At 35.6% G+C, this 23,594-nt stretch carries 22 protein-coding genes and 2 pseudogenes; 14 read left to right on the top strand and 10 right to left on the bottom strand.

Annotated elements, in window-relative coordinates; translation table 11 throughout:
* Positions 1-37 precede the first annotated feature (37 nt).
* Positions 38-1,336 carry a DUF3427 domain-containing protein gene (locus tag GXP75_RS15420; RefSeq protein ID WP_242557209.1) on the top strand — a complete coding sequence of 433 codons (1,299 nt, stop codon included), beginning with the start codon at positions 38-40 and terminating at the stop codon, positions 1,334-1,336.
* Between the two features lie 204 nt (positions 1,337-1,540).
* Here GXP75_RS15420 and GXP75_RS15415 read toward each other — a convergent pair whose 3' ends face one another.
* Both GXP75_RS15415 and GXP75_RS15410 read right to left on the bottom strand, forming a co-directional pair.
* On the bottom strand, positions 1,541-2,356 hold the full coding sequence (locus GXP75_RS15415) for a hypothetical protein (RefSeq protein WP_239814915.1): 816 nt from the start codon (positions 2,354-2,356) through the stop codon (positions 1,541-1,543).
* Positions 2,357-2,497: 141 nt separating this feature from the next.
* Positions 2,498-2,998: a DUF4944 domain-containing protein gene (locus tag GXP75_RS15410; RefSeq protein ID WP_239814914.1), complete on the bottom strand. Its 501-nt coding sequence runs from the start codon at positions 2,996-2,998 to the stop codon at positions 2,498-2,500.
* A gap of 85 nt (positions 2,999-3,083) precedes the next feature.
* On the opposite strand from GXP75_RS15410, the gene GXP75_RS15405 reads away from it, so the two are divergent.
* Positions 3,084-4,133, top strand: coding sequence for an amidase domain-containing protein (locus GXP75_RS15405; RefSeq protein WP_239814913.1), 1,050 nt, complete (start codon positions 3,084-3,086; stop codon positions 4,131-4,133).
* Between the two features lie 505 nt (positions 4,134-4,638).
* On the opposite strand, the gene GXP75_RS15400 is transcribed toward GXP75_RS15405, so the two are convergent.
* Positions 4,639-5,142 carry an RrF2 family transcriptional regulator gene (locus GXP75_RS15400; RefSeq protein WP_106272948.1) on the bottom strand — a complete coding sequence of 168 codons (504 nt, stop codon included), beginning with the start codon at positions 5,140-5,142 and terminating at the stop codon, positions 4,639-4,641.
* Between the two features lie 197 nt (positions 5,143-5,339).
* Here GXP75_RS15400 and GXP75_RS15395 point away from each other — a divergent pair, with 197 nt between their 5' ends.
* On the top strand, positions 5,340-5,990 hold the full coding sequence (locus GXP75_RS15395; protein ID WP_242557208.1) for an FMN-dependent NADH-azoreductase: 651 nt from the start codon (positions 5,340-5,342) through the stop codon (positions 5,988-5,990).
* 531 nt (positions 5,991-6,521) lie between these two features.
* Here the strand turns inward: GXP75_RS15395 and desA are convergent.
* Positions 6,522-7,550 (bottom strand): Delta(5) desaturase DesA, encoded by a 1,029-nt coding sequence (desA, locus tag GXP75_RS15390; RefSeq protein WP_242557207.1) that lies wholly within the window; start codon positions 7,548-7,550, stop codon positions 6,522-6,524.
* A gap of 149 nt (positions 7,551-7,699) precedes the next feature.
* Between desA and GXP75_RS21655 the strand changes: the two genes are divergently transcribed.
* On the top strand, positions 7,700-7,822 hold the full coding sequence (locus GXP75_RS21655; RefSeq protein WP_214918364.1) for a molecular chaperone TorD family protein: 123 nt from the start codon (positions 7,700-7,702) through the stop codon (positions 7,820-7,822).
* 564 nt (positions 7,823-8,386) lie between these two features.
* Positions 8,387-8,590 (top strand): cold shock protein CspC, encoded by a 204-nt coding sequence (gene cspC, locus GXP75_RS15385; RefSeq protein ID WP_003328189.1) that lies wholly within the window; start codon positions 8,387-8,389, stop codon positions 8,588-8,590.
* Positions 8,591-9,439: 849 nt separating this feature from the next.
* On the opposite strand, the gene GXP75_RS15380 is transcribed toward cspC, so the two are convergent.
* Positions 9,440-9,901 (bottom strand): CarD family transcriptional regulator, encoded by a 462-nt coding sequence (locus GXP75_RS15380; RefSeq protein ID WP_214918327.1) that lies wholly within the window; start codon positions 9,899-9,901, stop codon positions 9,440-9,442.
* Between the two features lie 726 nt (positions 9,902-10,627).
* Between GXP75_RS15380 and GXP75_RS15375 the strand changes: the two genes are divergently transcribed.
* On the top strand, positions 10,628-11,005 hold the full coding sequence (locus GXP75_RS15375; protein ID WP_242557206.1) for a hypothetical protein: 378 nt from the start codon (positions 10,628-10,630) through the stop codon (positions 11,003-11,005).
* Between the two features lie 68 nt (positions 11,006-11,073).
* On the opposite strand, the gene GXP75_RS21650 is transcribed toward GXP75_RS15375, so the two are convergent.
* Together GXP75_RS21650 and GXP75_RS15370 are read right to left on the bottom strand one after the other, a co-directional pair.
* Positions 11,074-11,211 carry a hypothetical protein gene (locus tag GXP75_RS21650; protein ID WP_396022482.1) on the bottom strand — a complete coding sequence of 46 codons (138 nt, stop codon included), beginning with the start codon at positions 11,209-11,211 and terminating at the stop codon, positions 11,074-11,076.
* Between the two features lie 39 nt (positions 11,212-11,250).
* Positions 11,251-12,252: a zinc-dependent alcohol dehydrogenase family protein gene (locus tag GXP75_RS15370; RefSeq protein WP_214918331.1), complete on the bottom strand. Its 1,002-nt coding sequence runs from the start codon at positions 12,250-12,252 to the stop codon at positions 11,251-11,253.
* 656 nt (positions 12,253-12,908) lie between these two features.
* On the opposite strand from GXP75_RS15370, the pseudogene GXP75_RS15360 reads away from it, so the two are divergent.
* From GXP75_RS15360 to GXP75_RS15345, 4 genes and pseudogenes are all read left to right on the top strand, one after another.
* Positions 12,909-13,163, top strand: a pseudogene (locus GXP75_RS15360) (MarR family winged helix-turn-helix transcriptional regulator); the annotation flags it as partial.
* A 17-nt stretch (positions 13,164-13,180) separates the two neighbouring features.
* Positions 13,181-13,699 carry a spermidine/spermine N(1)-acetyltransferase gene (paiA, locus tag GXP75_RS15355; RefSeq protein WP_242557205.1) on the top strand — a complete coding sequence of 173 codons (519 nt, stop codon included), beginning with the start codon at positions 13,181-13,183 and terminating at the stop codon, positions 13,697-13,699.
* 23 nt (positions 13,700-13,722) lie between these two features.
* A complete protein-coding gene (locus GXP75_RS15350) occupies positions 13,723-14,340 on the top strand; it encodes an FMN-binding negative transcriptional regulator (RefSeq protein WP_214918340.1) in 618 nt (205 codons plus the stop codon).
* Between the two features lie 375 nt (positions 14,341-14,715).
* The gene (locus tag GXP75_RS15345; RefSeq protein ID WP_242557204.1) at positions 14,716-15,132 is read left to right on the top strand and encodes an NUDIX hydrolase; all 417 of its coding nucleotides are present in this window, start codon (positions 14,716-14,718) and stop codon (positions 15,130-15,132) included.
* A 99-nt stretch (positions 15,133-15,231) separates the two neighbouring features.
* On the opposite strand, the gene GXP75_RS15340 is transcribed toward GXP75_RS15345, so the two are convergent.
* Complete coding sequence (locus GXP75_RS15340) at positions 15,232-16,122, bottom strand: DMT family transporter (RefSeq protein ID WP_242557203.1); 891 nt, start codon at positions 16,120-16,122, stop codon at positions 15,232-15,234.
* Positions 16,123-16,876: 754 nt separating this feature from the next.
* On the bottom strand, positions 16,877-18,079 hold the full coding sequence (locus GXP75_RS15335) for an MFS transporter (RefSeq protein ID WP_214918344.1): 1,203 nt from the start codon (positions 18,077-18,079) through the stop codon (positions 16,877-16,879).
* A 369-nt stretch (positions 18,080-18,448) separates the two neighbouring features.
* On the opposite strand from GXP75_RS15335, the gene GXP75_RS21645 reads away from it, so the two are divergent.
* Positions 18,449-18,541: a MerR family transcriptional regulator gene (locus tag GXP75_RS21645; RefSeq protein ID WP_396022481.1), complete on the top strand. Its 93-nt coding sequence runs from the start codon at positions 18,449-18,451 to the stop codon at positions 18,539-18,541.
* A 465-nt stretch (positions 18,542-19,006) separates the two neighbouring features.
* Positions 19,007-19,866, top strand: a pseudogene (locus tag GXP75_RS15325) (DMT family transporter); the annotation flags it as partial.
* A 250-nt stretch (positions 19,867-20,116) separates the two neighbouring features.
* Here GXP75_RS15325 and GXP75_RS15320 read toward each other — a convergent pair.
* Positions 20,117-20,980 (bottom strand): DMT family transporter, encoded by an 864-nt coding sequence (locus GXP75_RS15320; RefSeq protein ID WP_242557202.1) that lies wholly within the window; start codon positions 20,978-20,980, stop codon positions 20,117-20,119.
* Between the two features lie 155 nt (positions 20,981-21,135).
* Between GXP75_RS15320 and pdxR the strand changes: the two genes are divergently transcribed.
* Positions 21,136-22,524, top strand: coding sequence for a MocR-like pyridoxine biosynthesis transcription factor PdxR (gene pdxR, locus GXP75_RS15315; RefSeq protein WP_242557201.1), 1,389 nt, complete (start codon positions 21,136-21,138; stop codon positions 22,522-22,524).
* A 748-nt stretch (positions 22,525-23,272) separates the two neighbouring features.
* Positions 23,273-23,584, top strand: a complete 312-nt coding sequence (locus GXP75_RS15310; protein WP_242557375.1) for a metal-responsive transcriptional regulator AseR — start codon at positions 23,273-23,275, stop codon at positions 23,582-23,584.
* The last annotated feature ends 10 nt before the right edge of the window (positions 23,585-23,594 follow it).

Raw genomic sequence — 23,594 nt, 5'->3', positions numbered from 1 at the left:
TGTTAGGAAGACTGTATAATAAAAAGAGATACAGAATATGGGGGAATTATTAGTGAGTTTAGGGAAATCAGTTGCACTAAAAATAATAGAAAAACAAGCCATTAAACCGACAGGGTTCTGGACATTTTTCTGTAACCCAAAGGTTTGGGCTATTGATGATTTTTTGAGTTCAAACCAAATAGAAGATACATTTTCCATTACAAGTTGGCAAAAAGAGTGGTTTAAGGAAGGTCAACAAGGGATTATTAGAGTTGGTCATGATAACCGGAATAAAAAAATGTTAAATGGTAAACCAAAATTAAATCGAGGTATTTATGCGGTAGTAGAAATAACGGGGAAACCCATCTATTCATCTGATAAAGATGAAAATTATTATTATGAAGAAAGTGATCATTTCAATTACAGAGTACCAGTTAGATACATTAAGAATTTGCTGCATTCACCAATCTTACTTGAGGATCTAGATTTTGAAAATGATGAATATGATAAGTACTTAATCGAAGGGTTTCAAGCCTCATCAATGCCGTTAAATCCAAAAGCATTTAAAAAAATATCTTCATTGATTCATAACACTGATGCACATCCTTTGAGAATTGGAGAACAATACTCAAGAAAAGATATTTACAAGATTTTTAACGTACCAGAGGGTAAACAGGGCGGGAATTGGAACACGGGGTATACTTCGTTTAATGATGATGTATTTGTCTTTGTCAATATAAGTTCTGCCGGAAGAACGGGGCATGATTACGATAATAAATTTATCGGAGATGACCTCCAATGGTTTGGTAAGAATAGTCATTCATTACAAAATGCTTCTATTCAATCTATGTTAAAACCCAAAGGTAATATTTATATTTTCACACGGGAAGATAGTAATAATCCCCTGTTTACTTACCAAGGAAATGCTAGAGTAAAAGAGTTTCATGACACTAAGCCAGTCAAAATTATTTGGGAATTTAATGATGAAAAAGAAATCCGGCATAATCAAATGGCAGAGGAAATTGATAACCCAACAAGATATATTGAAGGAGCCACAAAAAAGGTCTCAGTCAACGTTTATGAGAGAAATCCCATGGCGAGGAAAAAGTGTTTAGAGCATTATGGTTTTAGTTGTGTCATTTGTGGGTTTGATTTTGAGAAGGTATTCGGAGAATTGGGTAAAGGCTTTATTCACGTACATCATATAATTGAGTTAAATCAGATAGGCAAGGAGTACGAAATTGACCCGATCAACGATTTACGTCCAGTTTGTCCAAATTGTCATGCTATGTTGCATAAGAAAAAACCAGCTTTCAAGGTTGAGGAGTTAGTAGAAATTATCAACGATAATAGATAAAAGCCAACCATTGTTTAAATCGGGTTGCTGCTCCATTTTTACTCCCAATTAGAAATTAAAAATAAATACACTTAATTAAAAAGAATTCGGCGCTATATAGGATTTGTGACGAGAAATACAGGTTTCACTTTATTGAGAGCTGATGGAAAATAAAGAGACAATAAATATTGTTGCTGGCTTGTCTCTTTATTCCATAAAGTGGCTCTAACTTTGGCGATTCAACCGTCTTTGTTTCAGAATGCCGATTAATAGAAAGGAAATCACCCCACTAATGCCGTAAATAAAAAAAACAACTAAAAGTTTAGGATGTTCTAATGACGTTACGAGAATCAGAATAAAAGGTATGAAAATTAAAAATATCAAGTTCAAAATAGAGCGTTTATTTACTAGAACCCATTTTCTCTCAATCATGTCATCTAGACATGCAACTAAAAAGAATAGACCAAATAAACCAGTTGTTAATTTTGTTATGTTCCAGAATGGATGTTGGGAATAACCTAGGGAAAATGCTAGAACTAAGTATAATACAACTATTATTGAAATAATTGGAGGAATAAATACATCTTTTAAATTAGATAGTGAGCGAGTTATAGTTTCCATAATGCTCTCACTATATATAACGTTATCATGGAACTTTATTAACTTAATAGCCTTTAAAATTTCACTTTTTATCTTTTCTGATTTATACCCATTAGATTCATCGAGATTTTTTTCTAAGATGTCTCTTATTATCAAATAGGTTTTTAAATCAAGCAATGGTAGTTGAGTTTGTACATATTTTAAAAATTCATCATCAGTCAAACTTTCTCTTCCGATAGTATGATACTGTTTTAATATCTCTGAAATAATCTTTAGTGAATTTTCTCTCTCTGTCTTTCGAAGTTCCTTATCTTTTTCATAAACAGATTTGATTTGTCGGCTTAGCCAAATAGTGAATATAAAAATAAGTGTTATAGTTAGACCAAGCAAAGTATTGTCTCCAACAAGATTTTTAACAGAATCCAATATTAACTTTTCCATTCTTTGTTCTCCTTAGCATCATTCTTTTAATTAAATAGTATACTGCTGAGTTTTGTATTTGTTTGAACAATGATTAAACTGAAGAATTTCATAAAAAGAAACCAGTTCAGATAAAGAACTGGTTAGAGTAAACTCAAAGAATTAATGATTAAATAAAGTTTTCTTTGAAAGAACGAACTTTTCAGTACTGAATGATTGGTTATCTTGTTTCCATTTCACTTGAACTGTTATCTTAGATCCTTTTAGATCAGATTCTTCTAAACGTTCTAAAAAAGAGAATGATTTTTCTTTAGCTGATCCATCGCTAGAGGTACCACCTGAATAATCTTTCATAGGGATATCGCTGTTAAAATCTGAAGAATCAAGAAGTGTTTTATTATCTTTCATTATTGTTATTGATTCTATATAAGTTTTATCAGTTTTATCTTTATCGCCAATCCAAAGAATCTCCCCACTAAACTCTTTTGGAGCATCTTCATTCTTTTTAAAGATTACTTCCCAGTTGTGATCCTTACTTTTACCTTCCCAGTTAGGATATTCGAGATTGTAATGGTTATAGATTTTTAATGAGAAAAACACTAGGAAAATAATCACCAAAGCAGAAATTGTAAATAAAACAGGTCTTTTATACTCCTTTTTCATAAATAACCTCCAAAAAATGTATTGATTTTTCCTCAAAAAGTAATTACTATATGATAGTATCATAAATTCAAATAAGGAGAAACAAATGAAAAAAATTGCACTTAGTCTTATAGTAACATCAGCTTTGAGTTTCACTTTCCTTAATAATGCTCATGCAGCTGAAGCTGAAAATGAGAACTTAACAGTCAAGCAAGGGGAAACCGAAGTCCAAAAGTATTTAAAAGCACAACATTTGAATTATAACATTAATTCTCAGGATTACATTAATTTTCTTCAAGGTATTAATGAAAAAGCCGATGAGATAACAAAATCAGGTTATAACTTTTCTTTAATGGAAGTCTATTCAGATACTTATTTAGAGGAATTGGCTAAGTACGCCGCCCAAGAAGAAAAAAAGGATGAGAATGGTGAAGTAGAGGTTGAAAACTTTGATCTTCCTAAACAAGTTGAAAATCAAACTGTTAAACAAGTACAACAAGAAAATATAAAAGAAGACAAACAAGCTGAAGCAAAAGTTGAAGAAATTAAAGAAGAATCAGGTCAGATTCCAATTGACTATATGGCAAGTACTAATTCTAATTCCTTTTTCGTAACTCAATTGGGGTCTAGTTACAGTAGATCGGCTGCAAAAAAATACATGGTTAACAATTGGAATAAGAAGACGAGTCAATATGGGTACTATGGAGAAAATAGCGGTGGAGGAGATTGCACCAACTATGCATCACAGGTAGTTTTAGCTGGTGGAATGCCAATGAATACTACGGGGTTCAGCTTTAATCGTGGTCACCATAAAACCACAAAAGGTTGGTATAATCAATCAGTGCCTAGAAGTGCGGCAAGAACATATTCAACTTCATGGACTGTTGTTTCAGATTTTTATACATATTGGGCCGGTACAAAAAAACATAAAGTATACAATTTAACAAGTCCTAAGGATGTTTCAAAGTATGTGAAGACAGGTGACGTTATTCAGATGTACTCTAAGTCGTCTAAAAAATGGAAGCATACTGCAGTTATCTATGATGTTTATAAAGGGTATCCAAGATATTCTGCACATTCAAGTGCACACTTATATGCACATTTAGAAAAAGACTGGAAATCAAAGTATTATAAATATAGAGTTATCAAATTCTAACCCTAACAAAAATTGAACTAGTTACTTTGTGTGACTGGTTCTTTTTTGTCTAAAAAAACTAGAGATGGATTATCGAATAGTATCTATAATGAATACTCACTCCATTTTCACACCTGGAAAATTAACAATCCTTATAATGAGAGTTAGTGAAGTAGGAAGTAAGGGGGTTTTTTGCTCGCCAATTATTAACCATAATTCATACAAATTTATAGAAATGATGTAAAGTGAAGTTAGTAAGTGTAATGAAAACAAGCTTTCATAACCAGTGATATGGATTTACTATGTTGAGGGCCTAGTGGGTGAATAACCCGTGGAGTTTCAAGTCCTCTCGGCCGCATCAATGATACCAAGGGTTTTGACGTACTTGGTATTTTTTTTCATAAAAAAATGTGTTTTGTGACCAAAAGTGCCCAGTCTATAGTTTGTCCGCCATTTCTTTTTGTTTGTTAGGATATAGGGAAATTAAAGGCCAGTTTAAAGCGTAAAAAAGCTCTAACTAATTAATTTAGTCAGAGCTTTTTTTTATGAAGTATTCCCGAGTATCTGTCCTTGTTTTTTTAGGCAATACGGCGTCCAGTTCTTTATTTAACCATGCGAGTGTTTTATTACGAAGATACTTACGCATCTGTTCTTCTGCTTCAAGCATTACCAAGTTAATTGTACAAGAAGAATTGCTGGATTCACAGGAGTTGCACTTGTCTCGATAAAGTAGACCATTGCTTACAATATTTTTACATTGAAAAATTGGTTTTGGTCCTTCGACAGCCTCTATTACATCCCAAAAGGAAATATCTTCTGGGGATTTTGCTAACCTATATCCTCCCTTTACACCAGAGACAGAATTTACAATACCAGCTTTAGATAACTTACCGAAAACTTTTGAAAGAAATGTTTCTGAAAGCCCTTGGAACTCTGCAAGATCCCTAATCCCGACACTTTCCTTGGAGGGAACATCTATTAAATAAACCAGGCAATGTAAAGCATATTCAACCCCAACACTATACTGCATATAAACTCACCTGCTTTTGTTTTTAAGGGTTATCACATTGTATCTTAGGAGTATTTTGGGTGATAGTCAATCATAAAACCCTTCTTTAGGTATATTATTTGTTCCATTTGACAAAATAAAATGCAGGGTTTATATTGGAGATCGATTTGATCGTCGATTAAGTTGATCTTCAATAAAGGATAAAAGGAGAATCTCAAATGAGCAAAACACTTATCATTAACGCACATCCGAAAGTAGATGATGCATCATCATACAGTTTGCAGGTAATGAATCACTTTTTGGAAACTTACAAAGAATTAATTCCAGAGAGTGAAGAGCTTGAACAGATTAACTTGTATAGTGATGAAGTGCCTATGATTGATAAAACAGTTTTAAGCGCATGGGAAAAGGCAGGAAAAGGCGAAGAACTAACAAGCAATGAAAAAAAAGTAACAGAACGTATGACAGAAGTATTGAAACAATTTAAAAGTGCAAAAACGTATGTCATCGTTTTGCCTTTGCATAATTTCAATATTCCATCAAAATTAAAAGATTATATGGACAATATTATGATCGCACGTGAAACATTTAAATATACTGACACTGGGTCAGTGGGTCTGCTTAAAGATGGACGAAGAATGCTTGTCATCCAAGCTAGCGGATCAATTTACACAAATGATGATTGGTATAAAGAAGTTGAATACTCTAATAAATACTTGAAATCAATGTTCAATTTCCTCGGTATTGAGGATTATCAAATTATCCGAGTGCAAGGAACAGCTTTACTAAGTCCGGAGGATGTAATACAAAAAGCAAATAAAGAAGTTGATGAAGCTGCTTCCAGATTAGCAGGGAAAAGGGAAGCATGAAGATCATTGTTGGTTAGAAAAGCTGAAGCTAAAGATATTAATCAATTAACTGAGATAATGTATGAGTATATCGTTATGTTGGTATGTTTTTTATATTTAAGGAGGCATTCATGAAGTTGGAGGGGGTTATATTTTTGAATCATAGGGAATAGTGATTTTTCTTCTAATAGAAGTGCCCAATTTCTGCCCAGAATTAATACCAACTCATCAAAATCAGCGTAAACGAAATAAATCAGTGCTATGAATTAAGCCATTTGTAAATGAAGATATGATTTTACTAGGTTGAGAGCCTAGTGGGTGAATAACCCGTGGAGGTTCAAGTCCTCTCGGCCGCATACCAATACCAAGGGTTTAATTACCTTTGGTATCATTTTTTTTGCGGAAAATACGGCAACAAATGTACCGCATTGTGGAGCCTACAAATGTATTTGGCACTAAAAAAGTGCTGACCTCTGCACAAAACTGTTGCGCGAGTCTGCACTTTTATTCTGCAAGATACACTGCCCTTATCATCGATGAAGGGCAGTGTATTTAATCCGTTCTTAGCCCCGCTGATATTTGGCTTTTAGAAGCCTTTTTTATGTGGCTGAAACCAACAAATTTTTTGCCTTCTTCATCCCATAGGCGGAATTTTAACGACTTAAGACTTGTTGCCAGTGTAATGGTCGGAACGTTTTGCAATGGTTCAGTGTTGTTATGCGCTTTTTCAAGCTTATAGTTTGGGACTCTCGGGCTTAAATGATGAACATGATGGAAACCAATATTGCCTGTTAGCCATTGCATGACTTTTGGAAGCTTATAAAAAGAGCTTCCTTCAACTGCTGCTTTTACATATTCCCAATGCTCATTTTCTTCAAAATAAGAATCCTCAAACGTATGCTGAATATAAAACATCCAAATTCCGAGTGATCCTGATATCATAAAAATTGGCACCTGAACCAGCAGGAAGTTTTGCCAGCCAATAGCCCAACATAAAAGTGCTGCCAAAGCGACGATCCCCAGGTTCGTTACATACGTATTCATCCGTTCTTTGCGTTTTGCTCCTTTACGATTAAAACGATTGGTAATCCCGAAGACGTAAATCGGCCCAACAATAAACATAACAAACGGATTTCTGTACAAACGGTACATTATTTTTGTTTTTGTTGAGGCTTCCTTATATTCCTCAACGGTCAGTACCCAAATATCGCCTGTACCGCGTTTGTCCAGATTGCTGCTTGTCGCATGATGGACAGAATGGTCGTGTGCCCAATGATCAAAAGGATGCAGAGTCAGAATTCCTGTTATTGTTCCAAGGATTCGATTCGCCTTTCTGTTCTTAAAAAAAGAATAGTGGCAGCAATCATGAAAGATGATGAAGGTTCTTACTAAAAAACCTGCGGCAACGACAGAAATCGCTAATGTGAGGAAGTAAGAAATCGATAAGCTCTTATATGCCAAACACCATAACAGGAAAAATGGCACCAATGTGTTAATGATTTGACAAATACTTTTTTGTAAATCGGACTTTTCATAAGGTGTAACCAATTTTCTCAAAGTCCTTAGGTTTTGTTCCTTCATTTTTTAAAGTTTCCCCTTCCCTGATGATCTTAGTCTAAGTATAGAAAACGTTTTATTGCCTTTAGGTCCCAGCTGTCATATAGCATAGTATCTTTCCCATTTCTATGAGAATTTATTGGAAATTCGGTACTGATTTCCAGCTCAGTTAAATCTTTATTAGCAGAGCCAGCCGGAATACAAATGCGTATGAAGATTATACCCAGCTCTTTATCGGGCTAAACTCTCTCGCTGCTCCCCTATGGGAATCGGTTTATTTAGACCGTAAACATTGATTGTTTGAGGAACAAACATTGTTTCTTAATTAAAAAGGTTTTTGAAAGTGGTAAGGAAGAAAAGGAAGATGATTTGTGGTCAAGTAGTATTTTTTTATGAGCATCTTGGCAAATGGGGGGATACCATGAGTGACCGTTTGGAAACATCTGCAGAAACAAGGCTTTACCAGTGAACAAGCCCTGCTTCTTGCACTTGAACAAGAAACAGCTGATCTTTTTGAAGAAATCTTTAACAATCAATAACCGTAAAAATGAAGACACTCGTGATTCATTTTCGCGGGGTTTTCAACCATTGTTATTAACAGGCCTCTTAGACCATGTTATAAATTCGATGCAGGATTATTAACATTTTCTAGTTTGCTTAGCGCTTCTGTACTGGTACCCAAGCGTTTAAATGGCCAAAACAATAATATTAATTTGCAATTATTTCCGTTTCGTGCTAAGATAAAGAAGAATTATTTTTGTTCGTGTAAAGGATAGTATGAATATCGTCTTTTCGTCTTGATGATACTTTGGGCAAGGATAGTAATACAATGTGCGGTAACGCACTAGGAGGCAACAAAAATGGAACAAGGTACAGTTAAATGGTTTAATGCAGAAAAAGGTTTTGGCTTTATCGAACGTGAAAATGGCGACGATGTATTCGTACATTTCTCTGCAATCCAAAGTGACGGATTCAAATCTTTAGACGAAGGTCAAAAAGTAACGTTTGACGTTGAGCAAGGTGCTCGTGGAGCTCAAGCTGCTAACGTTCAAAAAGCTGCTTAATCTTAAATCGTTTATACAAACAGGCTCTTTATATAGGGCCTGTTTTTTTATGTTCTCTGTATAATTACTAAATAAAAAACCCTACTCAACGTTCGAGTAGGGAGATGGTACAGGTAATAGAAAAAGATTTAAAGCTTCAAAGGTTTGTTTACAGTATAGCATACTGGATTGACAATATGCGGAATGTATATAAATTATTTATTTTCCTTTTCCTTTTCTAAATGCTTGGTAACCGTAGGTCGGGACCAATACTATTTAGCGAGAAAACAAAAAACATTTACGAAATTCAAAACGTAAATGTGTCGTGTGCCATCCGCCAAAAGCGTCACGCTAAACGAAGTACTGATTTCTATTAAATAGAAGTTGGCGCTATTTTTATTTATAGGAGTAATCCATGAAAATATTATGAAAATCTCGTCGTTTTTTCGATGGCATATATTATATGTTACCAACTCGCGTATCTCTTTTATGAAAAGAAGATAAACAAATTCACTGTCGCAGTGGATATAAGAAAATCTTAAAGATAGAGGGGAGATTGATTGATTTTTTTCTAGAAATAATCACTTAGAGATACCTAAAACAATGAAAGCCCTGCCTCTCTTCCATCCTTACGGCTCCTTGTCCGTTCCAGTGTGAATCAGGATTACAAAAAACAAGTGACTATTTTATCGAGTTTTTTGATAAAACTTCAAATGTTCGTTGAAGAAATTTAAATAATAAAAATGGATTAGATTGCAGGAATAACAAAAGAGGTTAATGTTCTAAAAGTAAGTTGAAGAAGTTGAACATTTTTGAAATGATTTAATGACATCTGAAAATTCTGAATATTTTCGGAATACAATACGTTATCTAACAGAAACTTTTTATTTGTTTTTCAGTGATTCCTTTAATTACTTCCAGTTCACTAATCAAAAATTCATATGCATTATCCAACATTTTTTTTTCGCTTGAATTAAGTGCTTTTTCTTTCTTCATACGCATTAAATCACGTACAACTTCAGCGCCTTCTTGTATATCACCCGTTTTTATTTTGTTCGTGTTTACTTTATACCGTTGTTTCCACGGCAGTAACCTATCTGATTCTCCATGCTGAAAAATGTGTATAATGTGTTTTAATGCAAGTATATCAGTAACTGGCCGTATACTTGAACTCAATATTTTACGCGTTGGGATCATAACCTGCATATTACTGATTGACATTTTTATGACATAATACAGTTGTTTTTCCCCTAAGAATTCTTTTTCTTCTATGGCTTCAATTATACCAGCTCCGTGTATTGGATAAACAATGTTATCGCCAATTTGAAACATATAATCCACCTCCATATAATGTAACCTTATTAAGATTACCATATATACATTTTTTAATCAAATATATAATAATAACATGATCGTATTTTTTGTGTCAATAACTTTTTTTAAAAAATTAGATCCAGCAAAAATGACTTCAAAACAATACGGAACGTGTCGGATTCCCAATAAAGGAAAGGTCAATTGGTCCGTGTATATCCTGAAACCTCGACTAATTAACATAGATCAGTTCTTTATTGAAAATGAGTTATTAAATCTCCTTTAGGAATTCATGACTTGGCATCAATGACATGTTTGCTAATCGATATGGAGACAAATTTAATCACCAATTTTTAACCATAAAATTCGTGAAAAACATATAGAAATGATGAAAATGGAAGATAGAGTGTGTAATGAAAAAAAGCTTTCATAACCAGTATGGTTTTACCATGTTGAGGGCCTAGTGGGTGAATAACCCGTGGAGGTTCAAGAAGGCTTCTAAGCTCCTTGGTATTTTTTTGTTTTTAATTGTGATTTGTGATCAAAAGTGTTCAATCAGCGAAATTCAAAATATTAGAGGAGTTATTTTTTTCTTGTATATGTTATGTCTTAATAGTAAGTGGTGATAAATATTATTTATAGCTGCATTTTGACTGCATATCATGAATAATATAAAATAGTTATGGAAATTGAAAAAAATTCAAGATACCATATTTAGATACATTTATAAAGAAAGGAGTCATAACAATGTTAAAAAGGTTTTCTCTGGTTTTACTTACACTGATTATGTCTATAGTTGTTATACTAGTGGCTGCTAAAGATTCCCCTGGAGATAATGTTATTTCATTTGATGAGCCTCGTATCTTAATGATATCAATTGGGATCGTTGTATTTTTATTCATCCCACCATTAGCCATGTCCTTTTTTGGTAACTGGGTTGTAAGAATAATATCTGGAGTATATCAGTGTTTTATCGTTTTAACTTTTCTGGGGATGATTCCAATTGGATTTCTTATTCCCAATGGCTTTTCGACAATTCTTGTTTCTGTTTTAGGAACTTTAGTCAGCATAATTAGTGTTGTAGTAACCTTATTAATTGATAGGAATAAAGAAGTTAAATCTTAATATAATAGTTACTTTTATTGAACTACTCCTTTCAACTAGAAAAATAATCACTAAAGCAGAAACTGTTATTACCAGCAGCTATATGCCTGCTGAAGCAATCTTTGCATTAGGTACGAGAAAACGCAAGGAAACGTTTTCTCCTCATCATACTGTGACGCATATGGACGGATGTGCTCCTTTGCAAACGACTTTGCCATATGTTGAATGTGTTTCTGTTCCTATGTTAATGAAAAATCAATCAAATGTTACATCTCCTTATTCATTGCAAAGTTCAGCAGTATTTTCCCATTCAAACCCGGCTGCTCATAATGTTTCAATGCATCATGAAAATCTTCAAAATCATATATCTTTTCTGGAGCATTCATTACCATTCTTCCGCTCTCAAAAAGCTTAATGACCTCCGAAAAGCGGTTGCGATATTCAGAAACGGAATGGCTCTCATTCCAAAGTCTTAAGGCGAATAATTGTGGTGACACACGGTATATATCATGAAACTTTCTCCAATCATTTGGTATACCTGACAACAGACCAAAACTGATAAATGTTCCTTGAGGTTTTAACGCCCCAGCTAACAGTTCGCCGCTTTCCCCTCCAACAGAGTCAATTGCATGGTCAACAGATCTGCCGCAATAAGCTGAAATCTGTTCAGATATAAAACCTTTGGAAGCATCGATAACTCTCCAGGCCCCAAGTTTTTGAAGTTTGCTTACTTTGCGGCTGTTTCGTGTAATGACAATTAAACGGAATCCCAGTATAGAAGAAATCTGCGCAAACAGCTCTGCGATAGATGTGCCTCCGCCATTCATTAAAACCATTTCATTTGGCTGAACACGTAATGATTCCGTACAAATGAACCAAGCTGTTAATGGATTAATATACAGCTGACTAGCATCTTCATCACTTATTGATGGAGGCACCTCTATTGCATAATAAGATTTTGTGGTTACATATTGTTGCCAAGTTCCTTCCCCTCGTACAGGAAGGACCCTTTTTCCAATTATCGATCCTGAGACATCTTTACCATGATCTACGACAATTCCTACACCATCATAACCTGCAACTGAAGGCAGCTTAATTCTATGAGAATAGGCCCCTCTAATTGGAATCAAATCAGATGGATTAATTGGACTGGCAATCATTTTGACAAGAATTTCATTTGGCTGAAGTGGAAATTTCTCTCCCGTATAAAGCTGTAATTCTTGCAGTGGATCACCAAATTCCCTATATATCAACGAAACATTATCCATGATTTGCTACTCACCTCCTTAATAAGGTTTATAAAGTTAATACCTCTATAGATAAGGTTGCACTTTTTTTGAAATGTGTCAATATTATCTTTTATTTTAAAGTTATTTCAGGAAATCATTAAACTGATTATAAAAACGAAACTGCTATAAAGGAATTTTTATAACGGGATTCATCTAGGGGAAACAGAAACTTAGAGGGTAATCGAATGGAATAAAATAAGAAATAAAAGAACTTACGTACAGCTAATTAATTTATGAAAGAATGTTTGTTACTCACCACTAACTTACAGTAAGAAGAAAGAAGAGGAATAATATTGGAAGAGTAGACACGATGTCTACTAAGGCTGTCTAAAAAATCTCGGGCAGCTTTTCATACAATACACGGGTTATTTCACTGAAGGAAATTCCTTATATGTTATGTCTTGGAACTGTGAAAATAAAAAACGATGATTTTTTTGACCTGCGTCTTCAAAAACCCCCGCTTTCTCTTTAAACTGAGCATTCTATATTGAATGCTTTTTATCTTGACCATCATTTGGTAATGTGCTGGAATTTGTTAATAAGCGGTCTAATATTTGTTCTGTAAATGTCATAAAGGAATTAAGTATCAGCCCCCCTAAACAAACGGTTAATAAAGTCCCGACGCCAATTGGTCCAAACTTGAAATGAATGGTTTTATTGAAAAGATGGATGATGAACATAACAAAAAGATAAAAAAACTCTTTCCAACCGAAAAAGGGAAAGATGTATTTCCCGTTATAAAAGGAGAAAATGATCATTCGAATAGTGTCGCATTAGCGGGGTTTTCTGAAAAAGAAACAGAAACCATTTTGCACCTTCTTCATAGAATTAGAAAAAATATAGAAGTTGACTGGGAATATGTAAAAAAGGGGAACAAGAGAGATTATTAAAAGGAGAATATATGAACATGAGTGTAAAACTAAAAAAGTGCAGCCATGAAGATTTAAAAATACTCCAAGAAATAAGTGTTGAAACATTCAATGATACATTCAAAGATCAGAATTCACCTGAAAATATGAAAGCTTATTTGGACAGTGCATTTCATTCTAAACAGGTAGAAAAAGAATTATCCAATATCTCTTCGCAATTCTTCTTTGTTTATTTTAATCATGAAGTCGCTGGATATTTAAAGGTCAATACCAATGAGGCTCAGTCTGAAGAAATGGGTGATGAATCGCTAGAAATCGAGAGGATTTATATCAAGAACAAATTTCAAAAACATGGTCTTGGGAAACATCTGTTCAATAAAGCTGTGGAAATTGCGCTGGAATCTAATAAAAAGAAAATCTGGCTAGGCGTATGGGAAAAAAATGAAAATGCTATTGCTTTTTATGAAAAAATGGGGTTTGTCCAAACTGGAACCCACTCTTTTTATATGGGTGATGAAGAACAAATAGACGTTATCATGATCAAAACACTCGTATAACTTTTTATGAAAGGCGGGTTTATATGTATATTCCAAAATACTATAAGGTGACAAATGTTGATGACATTTGGGACTTTGTTCAAAACAACTCATTTGGCACAATTGTCACAACAGCACAAGGGAAACCAATTGCCACCCATTTGCCATTGCAGTTAATAAAAGAGGGAGATACTTACTATATAACGGGGCATATTGCTTATGGGAATCCTCAATGGAGAACATTTGAAACCTGTGAAGATGTACTGGTGATGTTCCAGGGACCACACGCTTACATCTCTTCCTCTTGGTATGAAAAGGAAAATGTCCCAACGTGGAACTATCAAGCTGTACATGTATACGGTACAGCCAGCATTTTGAACGAAAAAGAGTTAAAACATGACCTGACAATGTTACTGCAAAAATACGAAAAACACCGTAAGAATCCAGTTTTATGGGATGAACTTTCTCCTCAACTCTTAGAAAGTCAAATGAAAGGTATTGTCGGATTTAAGATGAAGGTGGGAGAAATTCAGGCTTCATATAAATTAAGTCAGAACCGAAATGAAACGGATTATATGAATATCATTGATCAATTACGAAATGAAGGAAATCTAAATTCGAAACAAATGGCAGAACTGATGGAAAAGAGATTAAAAAATTAAATATAAGCCCACTTTATTAAACCCTCAGATACAAGAATTAAAGAACGGAACGGAGACAGTCATATTTGCAGCATCTCGTAATAGTCCATTCTTTAATTGGATTTTCAAATGTTTGAAATAACAGGCTTTTGTAATTGATGATAAGTTTCCACTTTATTGAGGGCCTAGTGAATGAATAACCCATGAAAGTTCAAGTCCTCTCGGCCGTATCACATAATACCAAGGGTTTAACTGCCTTTGGTATTATTTTTTTATGCAGAAAATACAGCTATGAGAGAAAGCTGCTCATCAAAACTCACCAGTTATCATTTATAGTAAATATATAGAAAATCGACAATCAATCGAAGGATGAATTTGTTCTATAAAGGAGAGTCCATGGAAGAAGTAAAAGTTGTGTATGCGTTGATTAAAAGTAAATGTAATCAGATATTAATGGTGGATAATCATGAAGGACATTGGTCACTTCCAGGTGGAAGGGTTGAACATGATGAGACGTTAATAGAAGCTGCTATACGTGAAGTGCATGAAGAAACAGGTTTTGAAGTAGAAATAGGGAATTTAATTGCTGTTAACGAAGCGAAATATGTAAAGAGGAATCATCACGCTATCCTTTTTACATTTGAAGCACGAATTTTTGGAGGAACCGAAGCGATTAAAAAGCCTCAAGAGATATTGCAAATTGAATGGGTTGACATTGAACAGGCAAATGAACGAATGCCGTATTACTCAGAAGGAGTTAATAAAATGCCGACAGGATACGCCCTATATAATAATCAAGGAACAATAGAGTAATGACAGTAATCGTCAGGCTAGTTTGGTTATGTTATTGTGTCAAGCTGCAAAAGAACAAAACAGCGGGAAACGAATGCTTCCCGCTGTTTTGTACGTTACTTAGCTGATGTTTTCTTTAATCGTTTTGGAAAATGTGATTGATTTATTCTCGCTAACAAATGTTGAGCCTAAAAGGAGTGCGCCACCTAGCATTTGAACAATGGTCATTTGTTCTTGTAGGATCATTGCAGAAATTAATATAGCTACAAATGGATCTACATAGCTTAGCATAGCAATACTCTGTCCTTTTAATTTTTGCATACCCGAGAAAAATAACCAAAATCCAATCCCAGTGTTTACAATCCCTAAAATGATGATATAAGGAACGGATGATCCAGATACTCCAAAGATGCCGAATCTTTCTGTAAAAAACACATATGGCAAGAGCAGCAATGCTGTTATTCCAAGTTGGATGATTGTAATCTCTAACCTGCCCATGTGGTGTATAAATTTATTTAGTAACATCAATGCAGCGTAAAATGCAGCCGCAACTAACCCAAAAAAGATCCCAAGCAGATCATCTGTTCCAGATGCACTTATGCCATTTCCAACAATCAATAACATGCCTATGATCGCTACACCAATACAAACAACCTTTTTGACAGATAATTGTTCCTTAAGGACAAATGGTGAGAGAATCATGACAAACACAGGTGCAAAGTAATACCCTAGTGTTGCGTTAGTAAGTGTTGTATGATCGTACGATTGATAAAGGAAAATCCAATTTCCTCCTAATGCAATACCAGAAAGAAATAAGATGTAAGCATTAGCTTTTACTAATTTCCACGGAATGGTTTTCTTCATCATCATAAACACGAATATTAAAAATAGACATCCAATTGAACTACTTAGTAAAGCTGTTTCACTCGAAGATAAATCAATGTATCTTACAACTAAACCCATTGTGCCGAAAATGATCATTGATAATATAAACTGTATCTTAGATTTCATTGTCTACTCCTTCGAATCTGCGAAACAGCTTATATTTCGCAGATTCTTAATCTGTTTTAAATATAAGCTTATTCACTGCTGATTCAACAGCTGGAGCAAACGGTGGTGGCGGTGATGTTGAAAATGGCTTCCAAGTGTGTAGGTTTGTATTTGAGAGTAGCATGTTAATCCCCCTATTTATATTAGTAATTTTATTTTACGAAAAAGATGGTTCTAGATAGATTATACATGGAATCTTTACTTGAAGAATATGAATGTTTCATATTTAATTATAACTTCCTGGAGATTCATAAAATAACAGATTTATGGAGCATTAATGGAAGAAGATAAAATTTATATGTATACGTTATTCATTTTCAGTTTCCTTAATACCGCGAAAAGCTCGGAGATAAGTATAAAGAAATGACTGGAATACAGGAAACGGCGAAAATGATTGTCTCGGGTTATCAAAAAAACACCAGACTATGAAGAGTAAAGGAAAAAGAAACAAAGTTAGAGGAGCAGACCATGTGTTTACTCCTCTTTTTTTCTGTATATGAAAGTTTGGTTGCAATGCTGGCGTCAAGCCGACTACAAATGCTTGAAATGACGGGCTTTTATTGGGTATGAGGCTTTTAAATACTGAAAAAAAACATACCAACATTATTTGGTATGTTTTCTTCATAACTCGCAACTGATTTACCTGTATAATCAAGATTTTTAAGCTTGATTATTTAGTTTAGGGTTAACTTTTAAGTGAATTTATTTAGAACAGTTAATTCAGGGATGAAACTTCATTTGATTTTTCTTTCCATAGCATTGTAAGACTTAGACCAATAATCATAACTATTCCAGCAAAAAGGAAAGGATAATGAATGTTAAGGTCAAATAGAATACCACCCAGAGCTGGACCAAATATAGTCCCTAAGCTAGTGTAAGTGGAGTTCATGCCTGCTACGAAACCCTGCTGGTTACCGGCAACTTTAGATAAAAAAGTAGTTAAGGCTGGGCGCAACAAATCAAACGCTAGAAAAATAAAACAAGTAACAAGCAAAACAGCTAAAAATCCTGACATAACAGTAGACACGAAAGCTAAGACCGCACCGATGATTAAGCAAAGCTGAATCACCCTTTTCTCTCCAAATTTATTGACCAATTTCCCGAATAATAGAACTTGAATGATCACGGCAACTATTGAACTAATCGTAATAATGATTGCGATATCCTTTGGTGTGAAGCCAAATTTATGATCAGAAAACAAGCTGAATACCGTTTCATAGGCTGATAAGCCGAAAGCTAGTACAAAGACTATAATAAATGCAATTAAATAAACAGGGTGAATTGATTTTTTTAAATCTTTAAAGAAATTGGATTTCTCTGTATTAGCCAAGAGTTGTTCGCGCTCTTTTTTCGGCAATGACTCTTTTAATATAAAAACGGAAGAGATAGCTGCTAAGCATGCTATAGCGGCAGCGAAGAAAAATGGCATGCGAATTCCATAATCGGCAATAAACCCTCCAGCCCCAGGTCCAATAATAAAGCCAGTGCTAATAGCTGCAGAAACATACCCCATAGCCTTTGACCTTTCCTGCAGGGTTGTAATATCAGCTACATATGCTGTTACAGCAGGCATGATAAAGGCGGCACTTATTCCGCCCAATATCCTCGATAAATAAAAAATTGAAACATGGGTTCCTAAGCCGAAAATCAACTCTGATATACTGAAGACAAGTAATCCGATGACAATCATTTTTTTTCTCCCAAAACGGTCAACCCATCTTCCTGCAAAAGGTGAAGTAATTAACTGGGAAACGGCGAAAACCGCAACAAGATAACCCATGGTGCTGCCGGATAAATTCATGATATTCATAAAAGAAGGCATAACGGGAATAATTAGACCAATACCAAGAAAGACTATGAAAATGTTGCTTAATAGTATAATTAATACCGTTTTTTGTTCTTTAATTGATTTTTTCATCTGAAAACTCCTCTAAAAATTAATCAGTTTCCTGCATAAAACAGACCAAAGAGCATCTATTTTTTTTGTTTTGGAGCACTTTATCTTTTTCAATTAAGTTCAGCTATTAAAGAATAAAACGCACCCAATAACAATTTTTAAGACAAGCGGAGATTAAATAAGAAAGAAATGATCTGAAAAGGTTAGAATGTTCCGCCTTAACCTTTCTTTCGTTGATCGAAGCTTCTTTCAGGTCCAATAAAATCATAATGTATATGGTTGCCGTATAGTCAAGGAGATTTTCATGCACGATGATTAAAGAAAGTTTTTCATAACAGGTGAGTTTGCCAAGCTCTGTAACATAAAAAAACTTCACTATGTTCTCCCGAAATACAAAAAGAGAATGGGTATAGATATTATTCCTCTAATCAGTTGGAGCTTATTCAAGTTATCAATTTGTTTAAAGAGGCTGGTCACCATTAAAAGAAATCAAATTCCTCTTAAAAGGCAAAACTCAGGCAGGATCGTACCACTTCTTAAAGAAAAGCCTGTTGGAGCTTTCACTGTTATTGAGGGCCTAGTGGATGAATAACCCGTGAAGGTTCAAGTCCTCTCGGCCGCTTCTCAAAAATACCAAGGGTTTAACCACCTTTGGTATTATTTTTTCATGAAGAACATACGGGTCTATGTATATGGGCAGAGGATTTTTACTTAACTGACCAAGCAGACTAGTTGGGTAATCAGTCTGTGATGCTCATTTACTTCTGCATATCGTCTTTTATACTGACTATACCTTAATTTGTGACGAAGGTGAATAATCATGCTTTGGACACCATCATTTGAAAATGATGTACCTGTAGCACTTCTCCGCCCTTAGTGGAGGAAGGTGACTACTTCTCTCCGTTAGGGGCATTTATTTGACCTAAACTAAAAACGGAAGGGGCAAAAATGAAAAACACTTTGTTAGGTTCCATATATTTGGCATTAGCCGCAGTATTTGGGGTGGTGTTGTTGTAAAGGTTGTAGTATCGGTTATACCTCCATTAGAGCTGGTGTGGATGCGATATGTAGTCGCATTTGCTGTATGACTCATTATAGGTTTGGTAAAAAAACTATCCTGGCGAATTCATAGACGTGACATTTTATTAATTATAACCATTGGGATAATTGGTAATACCATTTCGATTGTTATGCAAGAAGTTGGTACTAACCTATCTTCGGCACAAAGGGGAGCCATTATTACTTCTTCCACACCTGCATTTATGGTTATTTTCGCTAGGCTATTGCTTAAAGAACGATTGAATGTAAAAAAGGGAATATCTGTGGCTTTAGCGACCATCGGAGTTTTAATGATTGCAGGAAACGGTCAAATTGACATGTCTAATCAAATTGGTGGAATATCGCTGTTTATTGCTGCTTTAACATGGGCTCTGATGTCTGTTCTTTTAAAACGTGTTCCAAATCATTATTCTCCAATGACAACTTACACAATCTTGGCTGCTATCATGATATTGACTCCTTTTGTTTGGGTGAATGTAGATGAAGTTCATTTCTCGCAGCTGACTCATCCGACAATTTGGGGTGGTCTATTATATTTGGGGATTATTTCAACAGCGTGTGCATTTATACTTTGGAATCGCGGATTACAAATGCTGAATGCTTCAAGCGGAGGCTTATTTTTCTTTTTTCAACCTGTAGTTGGAACATTACTTGGATGGCTTTTGTTATGAGAAAGTATAGGTGGAACGTTTTGGGTAGGTTCAATTCTGATTGTAATTGGTGTTTTGTTAGTTATCCGGGTAAAAACCAGATACATAAAAAAAGAAACCTGCGGAATCACAAAGTCCAAAGGTTTCTTTTTTTATATGGGAATTAATGATTTTATTGTAACCTACATAAGAACGGGTGCTTCTTCAAGTAACAGGTCAATATAATATGAATTAACGAGAGATGAAAAATCTTAGCGGAGACGAAGCAGCCGACTATTTATAATTTTTTCCTTCTTGTATTTTTTGCAATTTCTAGAATTTAAAATCAACCTTTTTTAAATGGTCTGCCTTACTTTGCGAATCGCCGAGCGGCTGCCACGCATAATATAACGGCGATATTCACTGCTACGAGTGTCCAACCCACTTTCTCGTGCAGAATCACTGAGGCAAGCAGCAGTCCAAAGAAAGGCTGGAGAAGCTGCAGTTGTCCAACCGCCGCAATACCGCCTTGTGCGAGACCCCGATACCAGAACACGAAGCCGATCAGCATGCTGAATAAGGATACATACGCAAGACTGAGCAGTGCGGGAACGCCGACGCCCGACCATGAGTCCGGCGCAAAATAGAATGATAGCGGCAGCATAAGAGGAAGTGACAGAACAAGAGCCCAAGAGATCACTTGCCAGTTTCCCAGCCGCCGTGAGAGCCGGGCTCCTTCTGCATAACCGAGCCCGCATACGACAATAGAAGCCAGCATGTACGCGTCACCGAGGGGGGATGATCCTCCGCCCTGGATCAGGGCAAATCCTGCTACTAGTAAACTGCCTGCAGCTGAGAAAATCCAGAAGACTGGCCGGGGACGTTCACCTCCGCGCAGTACACCGAAGATCGCCGTCGCGAGCGGAAGAAGTCCAATGAAAACAATGGCATGTGCGGATGTGACATACTGAAGCGCCAAGGCTGTCAGCAACGGGAAACCAACCACCACGCCGAACGCTACCACCAATAGCGCAGTTATGTCACCTTTGGCAGGTCGCTGCTGCCGGAAGATGAAAAGGAGCGCTCCAGCCAATACACCAGCTATCGCAGCGCGGCATACGGTGAGGAACAAAGGATCGAAGTCCGCCACAGCCAAGCGAGTCGCAGGCAGCGAGCCGCTGAAAATGAGTACTCCCAGAAAACCGTTCATCCAGCCATTTGTTGCTTTGTTCATTACCATCACTCCAAAATATGTTTCTTCTCACAAGATCATTTTTTCTCTTATCAAAACCAGTATTTAAGGATTACAATGACTATAAACTGTAATTGACCTTTTAAAAACAGTCAGTTTTCATAAAAAAATGCATACCAGTTAGGGGAAACGTGCAAATGGATATCACGCCTTTTTTAAATAGAAATCTGGTTATTCCGCTTTATCAGCAGCTTTATCAGTATTTCAAAGAAAACATGCATCAGGGGCGTATTCAAAAAGGAATGAAACTGCCTTCAAAAAGGCTGCTTGCGAGTCAGCTTTCCATCAGTCAAACGACTGTAGAACGGGCCTATGAACAGCTTGCTGCTGAAGGCTATATCGTGAGCAAGCCAAGAAGCGGATGGTTTGCTGATTATAATGATTCTGATTTTGTCCATAGTAAAATGCCAAGCACATCACCAATACGAAAAGCACAAGAAAATAAACAATGGATTGATTTTCACTATGGAAATGTAGATTCTTCTCACTTCCCTTTTTCCGCTTGGCGAAAAAGCATGGTCAATAGTTTAGACCAGTATGGTCACGAGCTTTATCGATCAGGAAATGCTTTAGGGGAACTTGAGCTGAGAACACTCATTGCAGAGTACCTGTATCAATCGCGCGGCGTTAATTGCCTCCCTGAACAAGTCATCATAGGTGCCGGGAACCCTGTTCTTCTGCAAATCTTGTGCCAAGTTTTTGAACCGAATATTTCCATAGGATATGAGGATCCAGGTTATCCAAGATCAAGGGAGATTTTTGAAGCCAATCGTATGAATATTCTTCCTATACCAGTTGATGACGAAGGAATCTGTATACAGAAGATCCAAGAACAGCAGCCAAACCTTGTATATGTTACGCCTTCTCATCAATTTACGCTGGGAACAATTATGACGATTAACAGAAGAATGCAGCTGCTTAAATGGGCGGCAGAAAATCAAGCATTCATCATAGAGGACGATTATGACGGGGAATTTAGATACACAGGACAGCCGATCCCATCCTTGCAAGGACTTGACCAGCATAACCGTGTCATTTATATGGGCACTTTTTCTAAGTCTCTTCTTCCTTCGCTGCGTATCAGCTATATGATTCTCCCTTCGCCTCTTTTAAAAAAAGGCCATGAAATCACTTCCTTATATAAGCAAACTGTGTCCTGTCACAGCCAACTGACGCTAGCAGAATTTATAAAAAATGGAGAATGGCAAAAACACATTAACAGAATGAGAAAGCTGTACCGAAAAAAAAGAGCAACTATATTAGAGGCTGTGCAAAGTGAATTGGGAAAATACGTTAGGATTCGCGGAGAAAACTCCGGACTTCGTATCTTACTTGACGTTTACGTTCCCTATAGTGAAAAAGAGCTAATTGAGAAAGCGAAGGAACATGGGGTAAAAATCTATCCTGTTTCTCTTTCTTATAAAAAACAACCTCCTACAAAAACTGTCTCACTTGGATTTGCTGGGGTTTCTGAAGTCAATATACGAGAGGGCATAAAAAAACTGAAAGCTGCCTGGAAGATATAAGGGTGCTTTTTGTTTTGATTATAATGAAAAAACACTTTGTTACTCACCATTCAGGCAAGGATAAAAGATCAAGTGGCGACTAAGTTTTCTGAGCTGCAAAATATGAAAGAACCATCTACAAAAGATTTTAAATTAATTGCAGAAAAAATGGTAAATTTTGAAGGAGATTAGAAGGTTTTAATCTCCTTTTGAGTTTAGTATCAGGAGTCCTTTTTGAATTTGTCGAACAGTTCTCTCTGGCGGTGAGGGCCTAATGGGTGAATAACCCGTGGAGGTTCAAGTCCTCTCGGCCGCCCCAAGGGTCCTGATTACTTTGGTATGTTTTAAGAACATCATCGAATTAATTTTATGAATCAAACATAAGTTATTGATTATATAACAACAAACTTATATAATGGCAATGCAACATCATTTAATGATTCACTTTTTTCTCGTGACTTGTGTGTAACTATGCCATAAAGGAGGCATGGGCAGTGACTCAGATTGATGTTTAATGTGTTTATATATAATACTTGATATCCCTTATATAAGAGAACACTTATATAAGGGATAACGGGGGTTATTCAACAATGAAGATATTAATAAAAGGTTCGGCGAAGAAATGATGAAAATAGGAATGGCTTTTAATAATGCAATCCGAAATAAAAACTTTAAAGTTATCTAAAGACGACATATAATTGTTTAATTATATAGGTGATGTAAAGGAGGAGCTAATTTGACTGTAGATACAACAATAGGAGTCGCTGATATGACGCGTTGTTTAAAAACGCTTAGTGATCAAACAAGACTTATGATGATGAAATTATTTCTTGAAAAAGAATATTGTGTTTGTCAATTAGTTGATATGTTTGAGATGAGTCAGCCTTCAATAAGCCAGCATTTAAGAAAATTAAAAAACGCAGGCTTTGTTAAGGAGGACAGAAGAGGGCAGTGGCGTTTTTATTCAATCAATAAATCTTGTCCTGAGTTTGAGACCGTCCAACATATTTTACATCAAATCGATAAGGAGGATGAACTGTTACAAAACATCAAACAAAAAGAAACCCAAGTATCTTGTTAGTAGGGAGGGC

It is taken from the genome of Bacillus sp. HU-1818 (assembly GCF_022695965.1).
In the GTDB taxonomy this organism is placed as follows: Bacteria; Bacillota; Bacilli; order Bacillales; family Bacillaceae; genus Bacillus; species Bacillus atrophaeus.
The sequence above is the reverse complement of the archived record's forward strand: the minus strand, read 5'-3'. Positions and strand labels throughout refer to the sequence as shown.